The organism is Kibdelosporangium persicum (assembly GCF_013280595.1).
GTDB lineage: Bacteria > Actinomycetota > Actinomycetes > Mycobacteriales > Pseudonocardiaceae > Kibdelosporangium > Kibdelosporangium persicum.
In genome coordinates, this window is sequence record NZ_JAAATY010000006.1 from 1 (window position 1) to 17,988 (window position 17,988).

The following is a 17,988-nucleotide window of genomic DNA, read 5'->3' on the forward strand; positions in this document are numbered from 1 at the left end:
GAGGTTCAGAGGTTGGTCGTGTCCGTTGACGAGGGGCCACCGGGACGTGTCCAGGTGTCGGGTTGTTCGCCGTGACGGCGTAGCCAGCCCTGTAGTTCCTCGGGTGTGGTGTCCAACAGGTGGGCCAGCTCGCCCCACGTGACGCCGTGCGCCACGACGTGCCGCATTACCGCGGTTTCGCGGTAGCGGGCGTCGTCACGGGCGACGCGGATCATGTGCGCGGCGGCGATGGCGTCGTTGCGTTCCAGATGTGGGGCGTGTTCCAGTTCGGGTGAGCGCAGCGCGGCGGGGCCGGCTTTGAACAGGAAGGCGTAGAGCAGGCTGAGCGCGTCCACACGGGGCGCGTTCGGGTCGGCGGCCCACTGCTTTTGCAGGATGCTGCCGTAGCGTTCGGCCAACCGGCGCCGGCCGTGTTCTTGTGCCCGGTACCGTTCCCGCCACGTCCCCGCCACGGGCCTCACGCACCCACTGGAATCCGGGATGGTGGCGGATTCCTCACCGACGTGGACCGGGTTTGCTGGAGTCGAGTCGGTCTCGTGATCACTGGTCATGGGGGTCACCTCCGGCCTGCTCGGCGAGGGGGTGGGGTTCGCCGGTGAGCGCGGCAAGTGCGGCGGCGATTTCGGGGAGGGTGGCGCGCACGTAAGTGGCGGTGGCGCCGGGTTCGTTGCCGCTGTCGGTGTGCCCGGCGAACGCGCGGGCCACGGCGTAGCCGAAGTTGCGCTCAACCCAGGTAAGGGTGGTGTGCCGCAACCAATGCGTGGAAATCTGCTGAGTCGCTACCCAGGGCAGGTGTTGGCCGATGCGGTGCCACAGGTGGTCATAGCGACGTGAGGTGATCGGCTGGCCGTTGCGGTAGCGCAGCAGTTGCCCGTCCCGGGGTGCGTGCCGGTCTTCGGCGTGGTGGACGAGGTGGGTCATCAGGGTGGGGGAGACCGGTTGCCACCGCACCGTTTCCCCCTTCTCCCGCAGAAAGATCAGGCACTGGTCGGGGTCGAGATCCTGAGGACGCAGCGCGAGAGCGCCCGCGCGGCGGCAGGCGGTTTCGGTGTGCAGCCGCAACAACAGGGTGTCGAGTGCCGGATCGTTGCCGGTGGTCGCCGCGGTGGTGTTGATCTCGGCGAGCCTGTTGTCCGCGACCGCACGGCGGGTGGAAGGCAACCGACGTGGCTTGTCGACCTTGCGCGCGGGGTTGTCGTCCTTGTGGATCAGTTCGTCGTCTTCGGCGTGCCGGTAGACACACCGCAACGCGGCGATCAAGTGTTCCGCGGCGCTGCGTCCCCCGCGGGAGTTTCGCCGGGGGACCACGTTGGCTTTGACGTACTCGACCAGTGCCCGGACGTCCGATGAGGTGGGCTCGTCAAGGCGACGTTCGGCCCACTGGGTCAGGATGCGGTTCCAGTACGAGCCGTAGACCCGGCGGGTGCCCGCACCGACAGCGGCGGACACGACGGGGATGTACTCGGCGAACGTCGGCGCCAGCGGCCGGGTGTCGGGTTCGGTGATCAGGTCTTGAGCCGACAGGCCCATACCGGCCAACACGACTCGGGCGGCGTCCAACGCGGCCGCCTTGTCCGGTTGGGTGCTGGTCATCGCGGGTCACCGCCCTCGCCGGGCACAGTGCCGCGGATGGCCTGGTGAACCGTGCTCAACGGATAGACGGTCAACACGTCGTCGCCGGGCATGGCGGCCAGCAACACGCGGTCGCCTGTGGACAGTCCGCACCGGGCGCGCAGCGCGGCGGGGATGGCGACATAGGGTTTGTGGCCCAGGGCGAGCATGCCGGCCGGGTCACGACGGGCGACCACTTTGCGTGGAGTGCCGGTCAGGGTGAGCCGGTCACCGATCTGCCAGCCCAACGCCCGCGTCACACCCCGGTCGGCGATCCTGCCGGATGCGTCGATCCGGCCCATGCCGTAGATCACATCCACCGGCGGGGCCGCAGGAAGGTCGGGCGGGACGGCCAACGGAAGCACCCGCGCCACACGCGACCCGGCAAGGTCACCCGAACGTGAGGAACCCTTGCTAGTCGACCATGGGATCACGGGAGCCACGACACGTTCGGTCATGGCCGCCCCCGATGAGGGGCACTGAACCAGCTGTCTGCGACGTCACCATGAGGGTGTTCAAGTACCTGTCGCTGCTGGGGAAATCTCACCTGCTGGAGTGTCCGAGGGGGGACTTGAACCCCCACGCCCTTTACGGGCACTAGCACCTCAAGCTAGCGCGTCTGCCATTCCGCCACCCGGACCTGCGGTCTTGCTGCAGTGGGCATAGCGTAGCGGATGGTTCTTGATCATCCCAAATCGGGGGTGGGGTTCGATGAAATCAGTGATAGGAAGGCCCTTGTGACTGCACCGTTGCCACCCACCACGCCTGACGTTCCGGACACCTCCCTCGCCGAGGAGGAGGTCGTCACGCTCGCCAGTGAGCTCATCCGGATCGACACTACGAACACCGGCGACCCGGACACCGTTGTCGGGGAGCGCGCTGCCGCGGAGTACGTGGCCGAGAAGCTTGCCGAGGTCGGGTACGAGACCACGTACGTCGAGTCGGGGGCGCCTGGCCGGGGCAATGTCGTCGCCCGTCTCGCCGGGAGTGACCCCAGCCGTGGTGCTTTGCTGGTCCATGGGCATCTTGACGTTGTTCCCGCCGATGCCTCCGAGTGGTCCGTCCACCCGTTCTCCGGGGCTGTTCAGGACGGGTACGTCTGGGGCCGCGGCGCCGTCGACATGAAGGACATGGTCGCCATGTCCCTCGCGCTGGCCCGGCGGCTCAAGCGGGACGGTATCCAGCCGAAACGGGACATCATCTTCGCCTTCCTCGCCGACGAGGAGGCCGGCGGCCACTACGGGGCGCAATGGCTGGTGGAGAACCGGCCTGACCTGTTCGAGGGCGCCACCGAGGCCATCTCCGAGGTCGGCGGGTTCTCTATCACCGTTAAGGACGGTGTCCGGGCGTACCTCATCGAGACCGCCGAGAAGGGCATCGCCTGGATGACCCTGCGGGCCCGGGGCCGCGCCGGGCACGGGTCCATGGTTCACGACGACAACGCTGTTACCAAACTCACAGAGGCTGTCACGAGGCTCGGCACGCACCGGTTCCCGATCGTGCTGACCGACTCGGTCCGGGACTTCCTGCACGGCATCAGCGACATCACCGGGTTCACCGTGGACGAGGACGACCTCGAGGGCTCGGTCGCCAAACTGGGCAACATCGCCCGGATGATCGGCGCCACGCTCCGGGACACCGCCAACCCGACCATGCTGAAGGCCGGGTACAAGTCCAACGTCATCCCGTCGGTCGCCGAGGCCACTGTGGACTGCCGGATCCTGCCGGGCCGCCAGGAGGCCTTCGAACGCGAGCTCGACGAGATCCTCGGGCCGGACATCGAGCGGGAATGGGTCGGCCTCCCGCCACTCGAGACCACCTTCGACGGTGCCCTCGTCGACCACATGACGGCGTCCATCCTCGCGGAGGACCCCGGGGCGAAGGCCCTGCCCTACATGCTCTCGGGCGGCACGGACGCCAAGTCGTTCGCTCAGCTGGGCATCCGGTGCTTCGGGTACGCGCCGCTCCGGCTGCCCGCGGACCTGGACTTCTCCGCCTTGTTCCACGGTGTGGACGAGCGGGTTCCGGTCGACGCGCTGCAGTTCGGCACCCGGGTGCTCGACCGGTTCCTGCGCAACTGCTGACGTGTCCGGCGGGTCGGCTTGACGAGGTGTGCTGACACCGTCAGTGTCCGGTGAGGACAGTGAAGGCGTGACCGGCGGCGCGGCGTCCCGTCAGGCTTGGGCGGATTCGACCGTGCTTCCCGGAGCCGGCTTGCGTCTGATCAGCGACGGCCCGCCGGCGAAACACCAGATCGCGATCACGGGGTCGCAGATCGCGCACCCCAGGCTGGAATCGTGGGCGAACGGGATGATCGGCGCGCCCTTGATGTGGTGCACGACGTCCCACGCCGTGTGCAACAGCCAGGCGATGCCGATGTACGTCCACGAGTCCAGTCCGCGGAACGCGCAGTATGTCGCCACAGCGGTGAAGGCGAACTCCCAGCCGCCCATCGCGCCGCCGCTGAGATACGCCGCCCCCGCGCCCGCCACGAAGATCGCGTTGAACCTGCGGCGGTGTGCCTCGGGGATCAGCGAGTTCAGGGCGGCGAAGCAGAGTCCGATGAGGATCGGCAGCACAACGGTCAGGATCACGGCGATCAACGTAGGTCGCTGATCGCCGTGACACCATGCGGTTTCCGGCCAGATGGCAACGGATAGTCGCCAGCCGGCCGCGGCGGTCAGTAGTCCACCGGGCCTTGCGCCTCGATGCCCTCGCGGGACACGCCACAGTTCGGGGCGGACCAGAAGCGGGTGGAGCGGTGGGCGACGTGGACGTGGTCGTTGTGACCGGTGTAGCCCGGGCCGAGGATTTCGTTGAAGCCGTGGTTACGGGCCTGCCGCGCCAACGCGCAGAACCCCTGCGAGCCGGCGCCCAGGTCGACGGCGTCGCCATACAGGTGACGGCTCGCGGGCGCGCCGCCGACCGCGTTGTTGCAGGCGACGCTACGGAAGCCGCCGTTGACGTCGATCGGCCTGTCGCCCATGGCATGCCGCATGGCCTGCAGCTTCCACATGGACACCAGGGCGTTCGCGCGTGCGGTCGCCGCGGAGACGTTGCCGCCCGACCAGTCGGAGTTGCAGTTGTTCAGCTCGTCGTACGAGAAGTTGACTGGTGTGCAGTCGTTGTCCTGCAGTTCGTAGATCTTCGTGAACGTCGCGGACCCGGCGATGCCGTCGGCTGCGAGGCCGTAGGCCTGCTGGAACCGGGTCACGGCCGCCTTGGTGGCGGGCCCGAACTGTCCATCGAGGCCGAGGACGCCGCCGTAGCCGGGATAACCGGCCACCCGGATCTGCAGTTGACGGACGTCGTCGCCCGATGCTCCTTCCGAAAGGGTGCGTCCCCAGGTGTAACAGGCGTCGGCGATCACGGGGTCCGCCTCTGCCGCGGCGGGCGTGACGCCGACGCCGACGAGCAGGGCGAGCACCGGTAAGACCAAGCGGAGTTTCATGACAGCGCCACCTTTCGATCACAGGGAGGTGCAGCGTGTCGAGTCCATCCCGGATTTGTCAATGACCAACCAACTAAACGCCTGGTTTGACGGCGAGAAACCACCCGGATAGCCGCCACGGCAGGCGGAGTGGATCTTCCCGGGATCGGCCGCTACGGCGGCGTGCCGGGTGAACGTCTTGGTAAGACTGGCTTTCACCGAGTCTTCGCGCAGGCGTTACGGATTCACGTACCGCGCGTTGCGGTCGACGGACTGGTAGATCTCGTTGGCGATCGGCTGGCGGAGTTCCTCGGCGAGGTGGCCGAGCAGACCGGCGGTCCGGGCGAGCAGGGCGAAGCCGCGGAGCAGTTCGACGGGCAGGCCGAGGTCGGCCAGTGCCGCGCCGCAGACCCCGGCGCCGTTGAGGGGCAGTGTCCGGCCGAGGATCTCCGGCGCGACCCGGCCGATGGCCTCGAACAGCGCCAGGTGCGGACCGTAGACGCCCTCCTCCCGGGCGATCCGGATGATCACGGGTGTCCGGGGGTCCTGCCGTTTGTGCACGGGATGACCCAGCCCGGGGATCAGCCCGCCCTTGGCCCGTTGTTCGACGATCGCCTGACGAGCCACCGAGTCCCAGTCCGGGGAATCGGTGTCGGTCTCGGCGAGCACGGCGGCGAGAAAGCGTCCAGTGTCCTCGGTGACCCCGAGGAACCGTGATCCGCCGCCGAGCAGGCCGGCGGCCAGCGCGCCCTGGATCGACTCGGGCGCGGACAACAACGTCATCCGCGCGGCGATCGCCGTGGGCGTGAAACCGTGGTCCGCCAACGCCACCAGCACCGTCTCGAACACGCGGGCCTCACCGGCACCGGGGCGGCGGTGGGTGACGAGCCAGAACGCCAGTTCGCCGAAGCCGACCTTGCCCATCAGGTCGTCCGCCAGGTTCTGGCCGAGCAGGCTGATGGTGTCGGCGTCCGACGTGCCGATCGAGGTGGGGTAGGTCATGGTGTCGATTCCTCCAGCCATGCGCGGAGCTCGGCTCCGTGTTCGTCCAGTGCGGGCGGTGGCAGGTCGTGCCGGGTCCTGGTGGCGCTGAAGGTGATCGGGTTGCGGATCATCGGCAGGTCCTGGACGTCGACCACCGGACGCAGTCCCAGCTCCTCGGCCAGCGCCACGCCGCCGTCGACGTGGTTGATCGGGCCGCAGGGGATGCCCGCGGCCGACAGTTGCTTGAACCATTCGTCGGCGGGACGCTGCCGGAGGCGCTCGACCAGCAGCGGCCGGAGGACTTCCCGGTTGCGAGTACGGGCTTCGTTGCTCGAGAACCGTTCGTCCGACAGCAGGTGTGCCAACCCGAGCTCGTGGCACAGCTTGCGGAACTGGCCGTCGTTGCCCGCGATCACGATCAGGTCCTTGTCCGCGGTCGGCAGCGGTTCGTACGGGAACAGGCTCGGGTGCGCGTTGCCCATGCGATGGGGCACGACTCCGCCGGACACGTACGCCGAAGTGTGGTTGACCAGCGCCGACAACGCGGAGGACAGGAGGTTGACCTCCACGTGCTGGCCGGCGCCGGTCTCGTGCCTGTGGTTCAACGCGGCGAGGATGCCGATGGCCGCGTGCATGCCGGTCATCACGTCGAACACCGAGATGCCGGCCCGGTACGGCGGCCCGTCCGCGTCCCCGGTCAGGCTCATCAGGCCGGACGCCGCCTGGACGAGCAGGTCGTAACCAGGCAGGGACGCGCCCGCGCCGCTGCCGAAACCGCTGATCGACGCGTAGATCAGCCGGGGGTTGTCCTGGCTGACGGTTTTGTAGTCCAGGCCGAACCGGCGCAGTCCGCCCGGCTTGAAGTTCTCGATCATGATGTCCGCGCGGGCCGCCAGCCTCCTGGCCAGCCGCAGGTCGTCCGGGTCGGCGAAGTCCAGGGCGATGGACCGCTTGTTGCGGTTGATGCCCAGGTAGTACGTGGACACGCCGTCGCGCTCGGGCGGAACCCATGTCCGCGTGTCGTCTCCGCCGGGCGACTCCACCTTGATGACCTCGGCGCCCAGGTCGGCCAGCAACATCGTGGCGTACGGACCGGCGAGGATCCGGGAGAAGTCGGCGATCAGCAGCCCGTCCAGGGCACCTCGGTCCATCCCTGCCTCCTCGGACAGATGTCCGCCAAGCGGACGATTGCGATAGCTACATCCTAGGGCTTGCGCACCGATCCGGTCAGTACAAGACTGTACGCATATCGGACCACTGTCCGAATCGAGGAGATCGATGGCTTTCGTCACTGAGGACAACATCACTGATCTCGCGGTCCAGCGCTGGTCCACGGCGCGCTCGCCGCGGACCGCCGAGCTGATGACCGCTCTGGTACGGCACCTGCACGCCTTCGCCCGCGAGGTCCGGCTGACCGAGGACGAGTGGGCGGCCGCGATGGACTGGCTGGCCGCGACCGGCCGGATCACCGACGACAAACGGCAGGAGTTCATCCTGGCCTCCGACGTGCTCGGGCTGAGCACCCTGGTCGTCCAGCTGAACAACCGGTTCTCCGGGAAGGCCACCCCGGCCACCGTGCTCGGACCGTTCCACATCGACGGATCGCCGCCCGCCGGGTTCGGGCACGACATGTCCGACGGCCTGCCCGGCACACCGCTGTTCATCACCGGCACGGTGCGGAACACCGACGGAAACCCGCTGCCCGGCGCGGTCCTGGACGTGTGGCAGGCCGACACGGACGGCGTCTACGAGGCCCAACTGCCCGACATCGACGAGGCCCGGCTGCGCGCGAAGTACCAGACCAGGCAGGACGGCAGCTACTGCGTCCGCACGATCGCGCCGCTCGGCTACGCCATCCCGATGGACGGCCCGGTCGGAGCGCTGATCGGCCAGACGGAGATCAGTCACTTCCGGCCCGCGCACATCCACTTCCTGCTCGACGAACCCGGTCACCGCAAGCTGATCACGCACCTGTTCCAGGAAGGCTCCGACTACCTGGACACCGATGTCGTGTTCGGCACCAAGGACGCGCTGGTCGTCCGGTTCGCTGAGAAACCCGCCGGTCCGGCGCCCGACGGCACCGAGATCGACCGGCCGTACCTGCACGCCACGTACGACTTCGTGCTCGAGCCCGAACCGTGAACCTCGGCGTGCTGCTGCTCCGGCTGCTGCTGGCCGCGTTGCTGTTCGGGCACAGCATGCAGAAACTGCGTGGCTGGTTCGGTGGTCTCGGTCCCCGCGGCCACGGACAGATCTTCGACGAGTGGGGGTTCGTGCCGGGAACGCGGCTGGCCGTCTTCGCCGGGACGCTGGAACTGCTTGGTGCCGCGTCGATCGCGACCGGGCTGCTCACCCCGGCCGGTGCCGCGGTCGTGATCGGCACGATGGCGGTGGCCGCGGCCGCCACCGTCCACAACGGATTCTGGGCGAACAGGGGCGGCTGCGAGGTCCCGTTCGTCTACGGCGCGTTGGCCGCCGTGATCGCCTTCAGCGGGCCGGGGGAGTGGTCACTCGACCACGCGCTCGGCCTGACCTGGAACCTCTGGTGGGGTGTCGTGGCGCTGCTGGCGGGTGTGCTGGCCGCCGTGCCCCCGATCGCCATGCGAGCCCGTGTCCTGCGGTCACGCGAATCACAGCGAGGTGATTGAGATATGGAAGCCGGCAGACCGATTCTGTTCCGCAACGCCACCGTGCTGTCCATGGACCCGGCGATCGGCGTGGTCGAGGGCGGGGACGTGCTGGTCCGGGGCGAACGGATCGACCAGGTCGGCCGCGGCCTGACCGCGCCGGGCGACGCCCAGGTGATCGACGCCGCCGGCGGGATCGTGATGCCCGGCATGATCGACACGCACCGGCACATGTGGCAGACGGCGCTGCGCGGGTTCGGCGCGGACTGGACGCTCACGCAGTACTTCGTCTTCTACTACCTCAACTGGGGCAAGATCTTCCGGCCGGAGGACGTCCACGCGGGCAACCTGCTCTCCGCGATCGAGTCGCTCGACGCGGGCGTCACCACCACTTTGGACTGGTCGCACGGGCTGCGTACGCCGGAGCACGGCGACGCCGCGGTGGAGGCGTTACGTGCGGTGCCTGGCCGGTTTGTGCTGGCGTACGGCAACTTGCTCGGCGCGCCATGGGAATGGGCGAACTCGGCGGAGTTCAGGGCCTTTGTGGACCGGAACTTCAGCTCGCCGGACGACATGCTCGGCCTGCAACTGGCTTTCGACATCACGGGCGACGCCGCGTTCCCGGAGAAGGGCGCGTTCGAGGCTGCCCGCGACCTCGACCTCCGGGTCACCACACACGCCGGAGTCTGGGGCGCGACCACCGACGACAGCATCGATCTGATGTGGCAGCACGGTTTCATGACGCCGAAGGTCACGTACGTGCACGCCAGCACGCTCAGCCCCGACTCGTACCACCGGATCGCCGCGTCCGGCGGGTCAGTGTCCGTCGCGACGGAAAGCGAGCAGAGCGCGGGACAGGGGTATCCGACCAGTTGGCGGCTCCGCAAATACGGCATTCCCGCGTCGCTGTCGATGGACACGAGCGTGTGGTGGAGCGCCGACCTGTTCTCCGCGATGCGCGCGACGTTGTCGGCCGACCGGTCACGCGAACACCTGGAGACCCAGGCCGTGGGGGAGACCGTGGTGCACAACAGCCTTCGTGCCGAGCACGTGGTCGAGTGGGCGACGATGGGCGGCGCGCGGACGCTCGGGCTCGACGACGTCATCGGCTCGTTGACGCCGGGCAAGAAGGCGGACGTGGTGCTGATCAAGAACGACCGGTCGCCGGTGATGTTCCCGATCCTGCACCCGTACGGCCACGTCGTGTTCCAGGCGGGCCGCGGTGACGTGCACACCGTGCTGGTGAACGGCCGGATCGTGAAGTACGAGCACGAACTGGTCGGCATCGACCTCGGCAAGGCACGCAGCGCGGTCACGGCCACGGTGGAGTTCGCCCGGCGGGAGATGGGCGGTCAGGAGTGGCACGCCTGCATGAACCCGGAGATCCCGGCGACGGACGTGATCGCCAACCCGTATACGTACACCGACTACCAGGGCCAGGGCGTCGCCGTGCGCAGCGACCCGTGATCGGTACGCTGACGAGCGACAACAGGCTGGAAGGACGGCGGATGCGGCGGGACGCGAGCCCGGATTTCATCGAGGCCCTCGCCCGGGGCCTCGATGTGTTGCGCGGGTTCGAACCGGGCAGGCCGGTGATGACGCTGAGTGAGGTCGCCGCCAAGGCGGACCTCGCCAGGCCCACCGCCCGGCGCGTCCTGATCACGCTCGAGGCACTGGGGTACGTCCGCGCCGAGGAGGCCGGGTTCTCGCTCACCCCGCGTGTGCTCGAACTCGGCATGGCCTACATCGGGTCGCGCAACCTGTGGGAGCTGGCCGAGCCGCACCTGCGTGACCTGGTGGCCAGGACGAACGAGTCCTGTTCGATCGCCCAGCTCGACGGCTCGGACATCGTCTACGTCGCCCGTGTCGCGGTGCCCAAGCTCGTGGCGTTGTCGGTGACCATCGGCACCAGGTTCCCGGCCATCCAGACGTCGCTGGGCAAAGTGCTGTTGGCGTCGCTCAGCGGCGACGAACTCGACGAAGTGCTGGCGTCGCCGAGCCGGTCGGGCATCACGCCACGCTGGACCCCGACCCGGCAGGAACTCGACGAGCTCCTGCGGGACGTCCGTGCCAAAGGGTGGGTCGCGACGGACCAGGAGCTGGCGCTGGGCATCAGGTCGGTCGCCGCGCCGATCCGCAACGGCGAGGGCCGCACGATCGCCGCGGTGAACGTCAACGCGCACGCCGCTGAGACGTCGATCGAGCACCTCGTGGAGGACCACCTGCCGCTGCTGTTGCGTGCCGCGGGCGCCATCAGCGCTGATTGGGCGGCGTGGGAGGCGCGTCCGATCGCCGTGCACGCGGGTTGATCGCCCGTTTGTACCGATCGGCGACGACGCCAGGCCAGGGCGGCGAACAGCCTCGCCGCCACCACGACCCTCTCGCGTTTCACGGTCCTTCGACACAGAACGGGCGTGGAACATCGGGGCCGGGCGCCGTGTTGCACCCGGTAGGTCCCGAGCAAAGGAGATCGCGGTGGCGACCGTGGAACTGACCGAGGAGAACTTCAACGAGGTCGTGAGTGCGCCGGGGACGGTGCTCGTCGACTTCTGGGCGTCCTGGTGTGGCCCGTGCCGCATGTTCGCCCCGGTGTACGAGAGCGCGTCGGAGGAGCACGAGGACATCACCTTCGGCACCGTCGACACCGAGGCTCAGGTCGCGTTGGCACAGGCTTTCGGCATCTCGTCGATCCCCACTCTGATGGCGGTCCGCGATGGTGTTGTCGTGTACGCGCAGCCCGGCGCGTTGCCCGCGCCCGCGTTGGAGGAACTGATCGGCAAGGTCAAGGATCTCGACATGGACGAGGTCCGTGCCTCGATCGCCAGCGAACAGGCGTAAGTTGGCCGCATGAGGCGTTCCTCGTGAGTGGTTATCAGGGTTCTAACGCCGATAACCACTCACGAGGAGTCCTCGGGCAGTCCGGCGACCAGCAGCGCGGGCAGTCCGCCGACGGTGACACGTAAGGTGATGAACTCGTGGTCGCCCTGGATCACGCGTGGTGCCCGCATCGAATACAGGTCTTCGCCCGGCCGCAGGCGGTACAGGCTGACACGTCGGGTGTGCGTGAGATCGGCCAGTCCGGTGAGCTCCATGGCGACACCTCTCGAAGCTGCTTCGAGCATGCGCCACGCAGGCAACACCTAAGTGGACTCCGCCGGCCGGTGTCCGTCAACAACAGGTGAAGTGCGCGTTCAGCCCGCCTGCGCCAGCAGCCAGCCGCGGTCGGCGGCCTTGGCACCTGCCTGGAACCGGCTGCGCGCACCGAGTCTGGCCATGATCTCGGCCACCGTCCGGCGGATCGTGCGCACGGAGATCTGCAACCGGGTGGCCGCCGACTCGTCGGTGTGCCCTTCCCACAACAGCGCCAGCACTTCTCGTTGCCGCGGAGTCAGTTCCGACGCCCGCGGCAGGTCGGAAGCGAGGAACGGCACGGCCCGGGCCCAGATCTGTTCGAACAGCTCCAGCGTGGTCGTGACGACCGCGGGAAGACGGAACACCGCCAGCCGGGCTCGTTCGGTGGGCACGACTACGGTGCAGCCGTCGATCACGAGCGCGTCGGCCGGCACGTGTGGCACGGTACGTACCGCGGGCGTAGTCGCCAGGCGCCCGCCAGTAACGCTGTCACACGGGCGGTGTCCGGGACGAGAATCCGGCACCGCACGCCCGGCCGGACCTGACCGGGCAGGCGAAAGGTGCTGATCGGGTCGGTGCGGCCCGGGGAAAGGCTGCTCATCACGACGACCTCGGTGGTGGCCGCGGCGAGCAGCGTGTCGACGTCGTGGCTGTGCACTTCGGGGAACCTCCGATCGGCAGTGACCTCTCGCCGGAATTGGACGACAGGACGTCAGGGAGAGCTCCCGGAAGCGGTCCGACGGGACGTCCGGTCCGGGTGGACGTCCGGTGTCATGCCGACGGCTCGCCTGTGAACGAGAAGTGAACGGACCGGTTTTGTATGTTCTCTTGATTCCTTGTGGTTACGGTCCGCGCCGGAATCCAGTGATCCCAAGGGGGAAGCGTGTCGATTGTGCGGAGGATCAGCGTTGTGGCGGTCGCTGTGGCGAGCGCGGGCATCATGGCCGCGAGCCCGGCCGCGGCGGCTCAGCAGTGCGGGAACCTGAGTGGTCCGGCGGGCGGCTCGTTGCCGTTGTGCAAGTCGTGGAACTGGGACGGCAACGACTACGACGGCAAGTGGTGGACCAACGGCCCGTCGTCGCTGCCGTCGCAGACCTACCTGCAGCGGTCGGAAGACGGGACTGTGATCAATTCGTCCTTCTCGGGCAGCTACACCGACGTCAGCAAGATCGCCTTCCGGCTGTGTGACCGCCTGGCCGGCCGCTGCGGCGGTTGGTGGTGACCCTTCACGCGGTGACCGGCCGGTCCGGTCACCGCGTCCACCGGGTCCACTGTGGTCACTGGGTCACCTTCTCTTCGGCAGCACGTCGAAGAGGTTGAGCGGCGCGGGCGGCGGGAGCGGATGGGCGTTGTCCGCCCGGAAGGCGCTGAGAAGATACGCGACCAGTCGCCGGGACGCGGCCAGGGACGCCTCCGGGGTGCCGGCGATGATCCCGCTGTTGGCCATCAGCACCAGCGTGACGTCATCGAGGGCGAAGTCCGCGCGCAACTGACCGGCCCGCTTGGCACGGTCGATCAGCTCCGTCAACGCCGAGTCGGCGCGAGCTCGTTCGCCGTCGATGTCGAACGACTGCGGGAAGGCCGAGACGAACGCGGCGGTGAAGCCGCGGTCGACGGCGTGCATGGCGCAGATTCGCTCGATCCCGGTGCACAGGCCGTGCCAGGGGTCGGGATCGGCCAGTGCGTCGTCCAGTATCGACACACATTCGGCGAACTGGTCCGAGAACACTTCCGTGACCAGCGACTCCTTGGTGGGGAAGCGGCGGTAGAGCGTCGCCATCCCGACCCCCGCCCGCCGGGCGATCGCGGCCATCGGCACGTCGAGGCCACGGCCGGCGAACAACTCGCGGGCGACCTCGACGATCCGGTCGCGGTTCTGCCGCGCGTCGGCACGCATCCGAGAAGCCTCAGTGCTCATCCTTCTCACTTCAGGTCAAGTGGACAGCGGTTTCCACTTACGATGCTACGGTGAAACCAGGATGAATTCGAGGAGGTTTTCTGTGCGGGTCGATACGCCGATCATTCGGCGCGTGGTGGGTCGCGTCAATTCCTGTGCGGTGTCGCTGCGGGATTCACGGCGGCTGGGTCCGCTGGTCAGCAGGCATTTGACGATCGTCACATACACCGGGCGGCGATCCGGGCGCACTTTCAGCACGCCGGTCGGATATAGCCGGAACGGCGACGTCGTCACGATCGGGGTCAGATTGCCGGAGGCGAAGAACTGGTGGCGTAATTTTACCGGCGAAGGCGGCCCGATAACACTGGAACTCGACGGCCGGGACCGCACCGGGCACGCGACAGCCGGCCGGGACAAGCGCGGCCGGCTCAAGGTGACCGTCCGGCTGGACGGATAGCGACGTCCACGGCGTCCCGAGGCCCACATGCTGGGCCACTCACACGGTGGCTTCGTGGCCCAGCATTTCGCCCTGAACCACCCGTCCCGCACGACTACCCGGTCGCGGGCGTCGAGGTCGCGAGAGGGTGGCCGGTTCACGCGTTGGTCGCCCACACCCCAGTGGCCGCGGCGGTTTTGGCGTAGTCCCGGAACGAGCGCGGTTCGCGGCCGAGTGCCCGGCGGACGCCGTCCTGTGGCTGGGCGTTGCGTCCGTCGAGGATGTCGGTGAACAGGTACTTCAGGAAGTCGATGTACTCGGGCTGGTCGCCGATCTCGTGGGCCAGCCCGGCGGCGAACTCGTCGATCGAGATCTTCTCGTAGCTGATCTCCCGGCCGGACGCGGCCGAGATCTCGGCGATGGCGTCGGCGAAGGACACCGCGTACGGCCCGGTCAGTTCGTAGAGTTCGCCCACATGCCCGGGTTCGGTCAACGCGGCCACGGCCACGTCCGCGATGTCGTCGACGTCGACGAACGGCTCGACCACGGCACCGGCCGGGAGCCTGACCTGGCCGCTGAGCACCGGATCCAGCAGGAAGCTCTCGCTGAAGTTCTGGGCGAACCAGCTGGCACGCAGCACGGTCCACTCAGCGCCGGACTCGCGGACTGCCTGCTCGCTGCGTTCGGCCTCTTGCTCACCACGGCCGGACAACAGGACAATGCGGGTGACGCCAAGCGAAACGGCGAGTTTCGCGAACGATCCGACGGTCGTCGAGGCGCCGGCGGCACCGATGTCGGGGTAGTAGGCGATGTACACGGCCGCGGCGCCACGCAGGACCGGCGCCCAGGTGGAGTCGTCCTCCCAGTGGAACGCCGGTTCGGCGGAACGGGAGCCGATTCGGACCGGCACCCCGCGAGCGGTCAGGCGGTCGGCGATGCGGCCGCCCGTCTTGCCGGTGCCGCCGAGGATCAGGATCGGGTTCTCTGTCATGGCTCCAGTACACGGCATCCGGATGAGACGAACCATGGTTGAGGAGCTCGTTTCCATAAGCGTGCGTCTAAGGTGGGGGTGTGGACGTCCTCGCCAACCTGCTCGACGGCCCGCGCGCCCGGGGCGCGTTCCTGCTGAAGGCCGTGCTCGACCCGCCATGGAGCATCCACGTGCGGGACGAGGCTCCCCTCGCGGTGCTCACGATGGTGCGCGGCGGTGGCTGGGTCATTCCGGACGGTGACGAGCCGATGCGGGTGAACGTCGGCGACGTGCTGGTCGTCCGGGGCGTGCGGCCGTACATCGTGGCGGACGATCCCGCCACGCCACCGCAGGTCGTGATCCATCCGGGCGACCACTGCACCACGCTGTGGGGCGAACCGCTGGCGGAGAAGCTGGGCCTGGGCGTGCGGACGTGGGGCCACAACGTGGACGGCGGCACGATGATGCTGATCGGCACGTACCACATGTCCGGCGAGGTGACCCGGCGACTGCTGGACGCGTTGCCGCGCACGCTGATCGTGCCCGCGGGCAGCTGGCATTCGCCGGTCGTGCCGATCCTCGCCGAGGAGATCGTCAAGGACGAGCCGGGCCAGTCGGTCGTGCTGGACCGGCTGCTCGACCTGTTGCTCATCACGGTCCTGCGCGCGTGGTTCGCCCACGATGACGCCAGGACACCGCTGTGGTACCGGGCGCACGGCGATCCGGTGGTGGGCGCGGCGTTGCGGATGATCTACAACGACCCCGCCCACCCGTGGACCGTCGCGTCGCTCGCGGACGCGACCGGCGTTTCCCGCGCCACGTTCGCCCGGCGCTTCACCGAACTCGTCGGCGAATCACCGATGGCGTTCCTGACCGGCTGGCGGCTGGCCCTGGCCGCGGACCTGTTGCAGGAGCCCGAGACCACGGTCGGGTCGGTGGCCAGGAAAGTGGGCTACGGCAGCAGTTTCGCGCTCAGCGCCGCGTTCAAACGGGTTCGTGGCGTGAGCCCGCAGGAGCATCGCGAGGCGCTGGCCGGTCAGCGCCGGTAGACGCCGAACTCGTAGAGCGAGTAGCCCCAGCCTGTGCCGCGCGCGGTGCCGTTGACGCGCACGAACCGGCCGGACGCGTTGAGCTCGACGGAGTCCACGTTCCCGTCGGCCGAGGTTGTCGAGTACACGGTTCGCCAGGCGTTGCCGTCGTCGGAGGTCTGGATCTCGTATGCCTTGCCGTACGCGGTTTCCCACACCAGTTGGACGTGCTGGAAGGCCGTCACCGAGCCGAGGTCGACCTGGATCCACTGTGGATCGCTCCAGTCGCTGGCCCAGCGGGTGCCCAGGTTTGCGTCGACAGCCAATGCCGGGGTGAACGGCGCACCATCGCCGGCCGTCTGGTGTGAGGATGCCGTGGCAGGGCGGCCTTGTGCGACGTTCGTTCCGGTGACGGGTGGAGCGACCACCCGCAGTGAACGGGTTTCGATGCCGATGTTGCCGTGCCCGTCCCGGGCGTACAGGTACAGCTTCCACACGCCCAGTTGCTGTGGCGCTGTGACCGTGAACGGGCCGTTCCCGGTGAACTGTGCCGCGATGATGCCGCCGGAGTTGTTGATGTACTTGCTGTTGTAGCCCATCGTGTACGTGACGGCATCGCCGTCGGGATCGGTTACCCGGGCGTCGACGGTGAACGTGCTTCCGGCAGGCACGTCGGTGGTCCGGCTCAGGTTCATCGACGTGATCACCGGGGGAGTGTTGGTCACGGGCGTGCCGCCGTAGATCTGGCGGACCGCGTAGTACGACAACCGCCGCTCGTTGTTCGGAATGAGGTTGAACCACACGCCGCCGAAGTCGCCTTCGATGCCGTAATGGAACAGCGTCGCGCCGAGTGCGACACCTGTGTGGCCGGTGATGCACGACCACGCGCGGCTGTACCCGTCACGCTTCTGCACGTCGGAAGGCTCGGTCGGAACGCCGTTCGCGTCGTCGGGAACCTCCCATTCACCGGCCGGTCCGGTCTCGGTGATGATGTACGGCTTGGTGTAGCCGCCGTTGACCCAGTCGCGTTGCACGTCGCAGACGGCGTTGTAGGCGTTCACCGCGTACAGGTCGAGATCGGGCGCGTGGGCCTTGTAGTACGGCCATGCGCCGGTCCACGCGTCGGTCGAGGTGACCGGGTGGTTCGGGTCGATGCTGTGGATCCGCTGCGCCACCTGGTTGACGAACTGGACGTACGCGGCGCGCTGCGCCTCGAGTTCGGCGCCGGAGAAGCAGTTCTGCATGCCGAGCACGGACTCGTTGCCCACGTTCCACATCAGGACCGCGGGATGTTCCCTGTACGTCTCGACCCACCGGGAGAACTCGGTGAGCATGGCCGACTTGTAGTTCGAGTCGGTCACGTAGTTCACGCAGCCGCCGCTGCCCGGCCCGCCGCCGGGTTGCAGCCAGAACCCGTTGATCACTTTGATCCCGTTGGCCGCGGCGGCGTCGAGCAACGGCAACGTTGTGCCGTCGGTGCCCCAGGTGCGGACCGTGTTGACGCCCATCGACCGCAGGTCCGGCATCCGGCGGGCGGCCTCGGACATCGGCGGCCCCCAGGTGACGCCTTTCACCACGTAGGGCGCGCCGTCCACGGTCAACTGCCAGTTGCCCTGGCTGCCCGTCACTCTCGTGACGCTCGGAGCGGCGGCGGCCGCGGTGATGGCTGCCGTGATGACAGAAAATCCGGCTAACAGCGCGAACCCGGACAGCAGTGTGACGGCACGGTACAGGGACCGTCGAGTCATGGTTACTCCCAACGCAGGGGCTTGGAGAGCGCTCTCCCGAAGGTCACCCGAGTGTTGCCGTGCCATCGCTTCGGTGTCAACCGCCCCGCCTTGCCCGCCAACTTCAGATGATGACATCATCTGGA

General features: G+C 68.2%; 22 protein-coding genes and 1 tRNA gene. 9 read left to right on the plus strand and 14 right to left on the minus strand.

All coding sequences use genetic code 11. From position 1 onward, the window contains the following. Positions 1–5 precede the first annotated feature (5 nt). From GC106_RS12720 to GC106_RS12735, 4 genes are all read right to left on the minus strand, one after another. On the minus strand, positions 6–551 hold the full coding sequence (locus GC106_RS12720; RefSeq protein ID WP_173128875.1) for a hypothetical protein: 546 nt from the start codon (positions 549–551) through the stop codon (positions 6–8). Beyond that, entirely contained in the window at positions 541–1,593 is a 1,053-nt protein-coding gene (locus tag GC106_RS12725; protein ID WP_173128877.1) for a tyrosine-type recombinase/integrase, read from the minus strand. Before GC106_RS12725 ends, GC106_RS12720 begins: the two co-directional genes overlap by 11 nt. Beyond that, positions 1,590–1,967: a hypothetical protein gene (locus GC106_RS47710; RefSeq protein ID WP_246365621.1), complete on the minus strand. Its 378-nt coding sequence runs from the start codon at positions 1,965–1,967 to the stop codon at positions 1,590–1,592. The genes GC106_RS12725 and GC106_RS47710 overlap by 4 nt, the downstream gene beginning before the upstream one ends. Before the next feature lie 200 nt (positions 1,968–2,167). Then, a tRNA-Leu gene (locus GC106_RS12735) sits at positions 2,168–2,251 on the minus strand. Between the two features lie 97 nt (positions 2,252–2,348). Here GC106_RS12735 and GC106_RS12740 point away from each other — a divergent pair. Continuing rightward, on the plus strand, positions 2,349–3,695 hold the full coding sequence (locus tag GC106_RS12740; protein WP_312872618.1) for a M20/M25/M40 family metallo-hydrolase: 1,347 nt from the start codon (positions 2,349–2,351) through the stop codon (positions 3,693–3,695). 90 nt (positions 3,696–3,785) lie between these two features. Here the strand turns inward: GC106_RS12740 and GC106_RS12745 are convergent, their stop codons facing one another. From GC106_RS12745 to GC106_RS12760, 4 genes are all read right to left on the minus strand, one after another. After that, positions 3,786–4,211 (minus strand): DUF6010 family protein, encoded by a 426-nt coding sequence (locus tag GC106_RS12745; RefSeq protein ID WP_376777738.1) that lies wholly within the window; start codon positions 4,209–4,211, stop codon positions 3,786–3,788. 80 nt (positions 4,212–4,291) lie between these two features. Then, positions 4,292–5,062 (minus strand): D-Ala-D-Ala carboxypeptidase family metallohydrolase, encoded by a 771-nt coding sequence (locus tag GC106_RS12750; protein WP_173128883.1) that lies wholly within the window; start codon positions 5,060–5,062, stop codon positions 4,292–4,294. Positions 5,063–5,278: 216 nt separating this feature from the next. Continuing rightward, a complete protein-coding gene (locus tag GC106_RS12755) occupies positions 5,279–6,043 on the minus strand; it encodes a citryl-CoA lyase (RefSeq protein WP_246365623.1) in 765 nt (254 codons plus the stop codon). Continuing rightward, positions 6,040–7,176, minus strand: coding sequence for a CaiB/BaiF CoA transferase family protein (locus GC106_RS12760; protein ID WP_173128888.1), 1,137 nt, complete (start codon positions 7,174–7,176; stop codon positions 6,040–6,042). The genes GC106_RS12755 and GC106_RS12760 overlap by 4 nt, the downstream gene beginning before the upstream one ends. Positions 7,177–7,303: 127 nt before the next feature. Here GC106_RS12760 and GC106_RS12765 point away from each other — a divergent pair, with 127 nt between their 5' ends. From GC106_RS12765 to trxA, 5 genes are all read left to right on the plus strand, one after another. Beyond that, positions 7,304–8,167, plus strand: coding sequence for a dioxygenase family protein (locus GC106_RS12765; RefSeq protein WP_173128890.1), 864 nt, complete (start codon positions 7,304–7,306; stop codon positions 8,165–8,167). Continuing rightward, positions 8,164–8,673 (plus strand): DoxX family protein, encoded by a 510-nt coding sequence (locus GC106_RS12770; RefSeq protein WP_173128892.1) that lies wholly within the window; start codon positions 8,164–8,166, stop codon positions 8,671–8,673. Before GC106_RS12765 ends, GC106_RS12770 begins: the two co-directional genes overlap by 4 nt. Before the next feature lie 3 nt (positions 8,674–8,676). Then, a complete protein-coding gene (locus GC106_RS12775; protein WP_173128895.1) occupies positions 8,677–10,119 on the plus strand; it encodes an amidohydrolase family protein in 1,443 nt (480 codons plus the stop codon). A 41-nt stretch (positions 10,120–10,160) separates the two neighbouring features. After that, positions 10,161–10,961, plus strand: a complete 801-nt coding sequence (locus GC106_RS12780; protein WP_173129746.1) for an IclR family transcriptional regulator domain-containing protein — start codon at positions 10,161–10,163, stop codon at positions 10,959–10,961. 166 nt (positions 10,962–11,127) lie between these two features. Beyond that, complete coding sequence (gene trxA / locus GC106_RS12785; RefSeq protein ID WP_173128898.1) at positions 11,128–11,490, plus strand: thioredoxin; 363 nt, start codon at positions 11,128–11,130, stop codon at positions 11,488–11,490. A gap of 59 nt (positions 11,491–11,549) precedes the next feature. Here trxA and GC106_RS12790 read toward each other — a convergent pair whose 3' ends face one another. The 3 genes from GC106_RS12790 to GC106_RS47720 form a co-directional block, all read right to left on the minus strand. Further along, the gene (locus GC106_RS12790; RefSeq protein ID WP_173128901.1) at positions 11,550–11,744 is read right to left on the minus strand and encodes a hypothetical protein; all 195 of its coding nucleotides are present in this window, start codon (positions 11,742–11,744) and stop codon (positions 11,550–11,552) included. A gap of 99 nt (positions 11,745–11,843) precedes the next feature. Continuing rightward, positions 11,844–12,218: a response regulator transcription factor gene (locus GC106_RS49295; protein WP_312872619.1), complete on the minus strand. Its 375-nt coding sequence runs from the start codon at positions 12,216–12,218 to the stop codon at positions 11,844–11,846. Further along, complete coding sequence (locus GC106_RS47720) at positions 12,197–12,442, minus strand: hypothetical protein (RefSeq protein ID WP_246365625.1); 246 nt, start codon at positions 12,440–12,442, stop codon at positions 12,197–12,199. Before GC106_RS47720 ends, GC106_RS49295 begins: the two co-directional genes overlap by 22 nt. A gap of 225 nt (positions 12,443–12,667) precedes the next feature. Between GC106_RS47720 and GC106_RS12800 the strand changes: the two genes are divergently transcribed. Further along, positions 12,668–13,006, plus strand: a complete 339-nt coding sequence (locus tag GC106_RS12800) for a hypothetical protein (protein ID WP_173128903.1) — start codon at positions 12,668–12,670, stop codon at positions 13,004–13,006. A gap of 63 nt (positions 13,007–13,069) precedes the next feature. Here GC106_RS12800 and GC106_RS12805 read toward each other — a convergent pair whose 3' ends face one another. Then, positions 13,070–13,702 carry a TetR/AcrR family transcriptional regulator gene (locus tag GC106_RS12805; protein WP_173128905.1) on the minus strand — a complete coding sequence of 211 codons (633 nt, stop codon included), beginning with the start codon at positions 13,700–13,702 and terminating at the stop codon, positions 13,070–13,072. A gap of 82 nt (positions 13,703–13,784) precedes the next feature. On the opposite strand from GC106_RS12805, the gene GC106_RS12810 reads away from it, so the two are divergent. Then, positions 13,785–14,138: a hypothetical protein gene (locus GC106_RS12810; protein WP_312872620.1), complete on the plus strand. Its 354-nt coding sequence runs from the start codon at positions 13,785–13,787 to the stop codon at positions 14,136–14,138. 136 nt (positions 14,139–14,274) lie between these two features. Here GC106_RS12810 and GC106_RS12815 read toward each other — a convergent pair whose 3' ends face one another. After that, complete coding sequence (locus GC106_RS12815; protein ID WP_173128909.1) at positions 14,275–15,108, minus strand: NAD(P)H-binding protein; 834 nt, start codon at positions 15,106–15,108, stop codon at positions 14,275–14,277. Between the two features lie 80 nt (positions 15,109–15,188). Here GC106_RS12815 and GC106_RS12820 point away from each other — a divergent pair, with 80 nt between their 5' ends. Continuing rightward, complete coding sequence (locus GC106_RS12820; protein ID WP_173128911.1) at positions 15,189–16,136, plus strand: AraC family transcriptional regulator; 948 nt, start codon at positions 15,189–15,191, stop codon at positions 16,134–16,136. Here the strand turns inward: GC106_RS12820 and GC106_RS12825 are convergent. Further along, the gene (locus GC106_RS12825) at positions 16,124–17,863 is read right to left on the minus strand and encodes a discoidin domain-containing protein (RefSeq protein WP_173128914.1); all 1,740 of its coding nucleotides are present in this window, start codon (positions 17,861–17,863) and stop codon (positions 16,124–16,126) included. The genes GC106_RS12820 and GC106_RS12825 overlap by 13 nt on opposite strands. Positions 17,864–17,988: the final 125 nt, after the last annotated feature.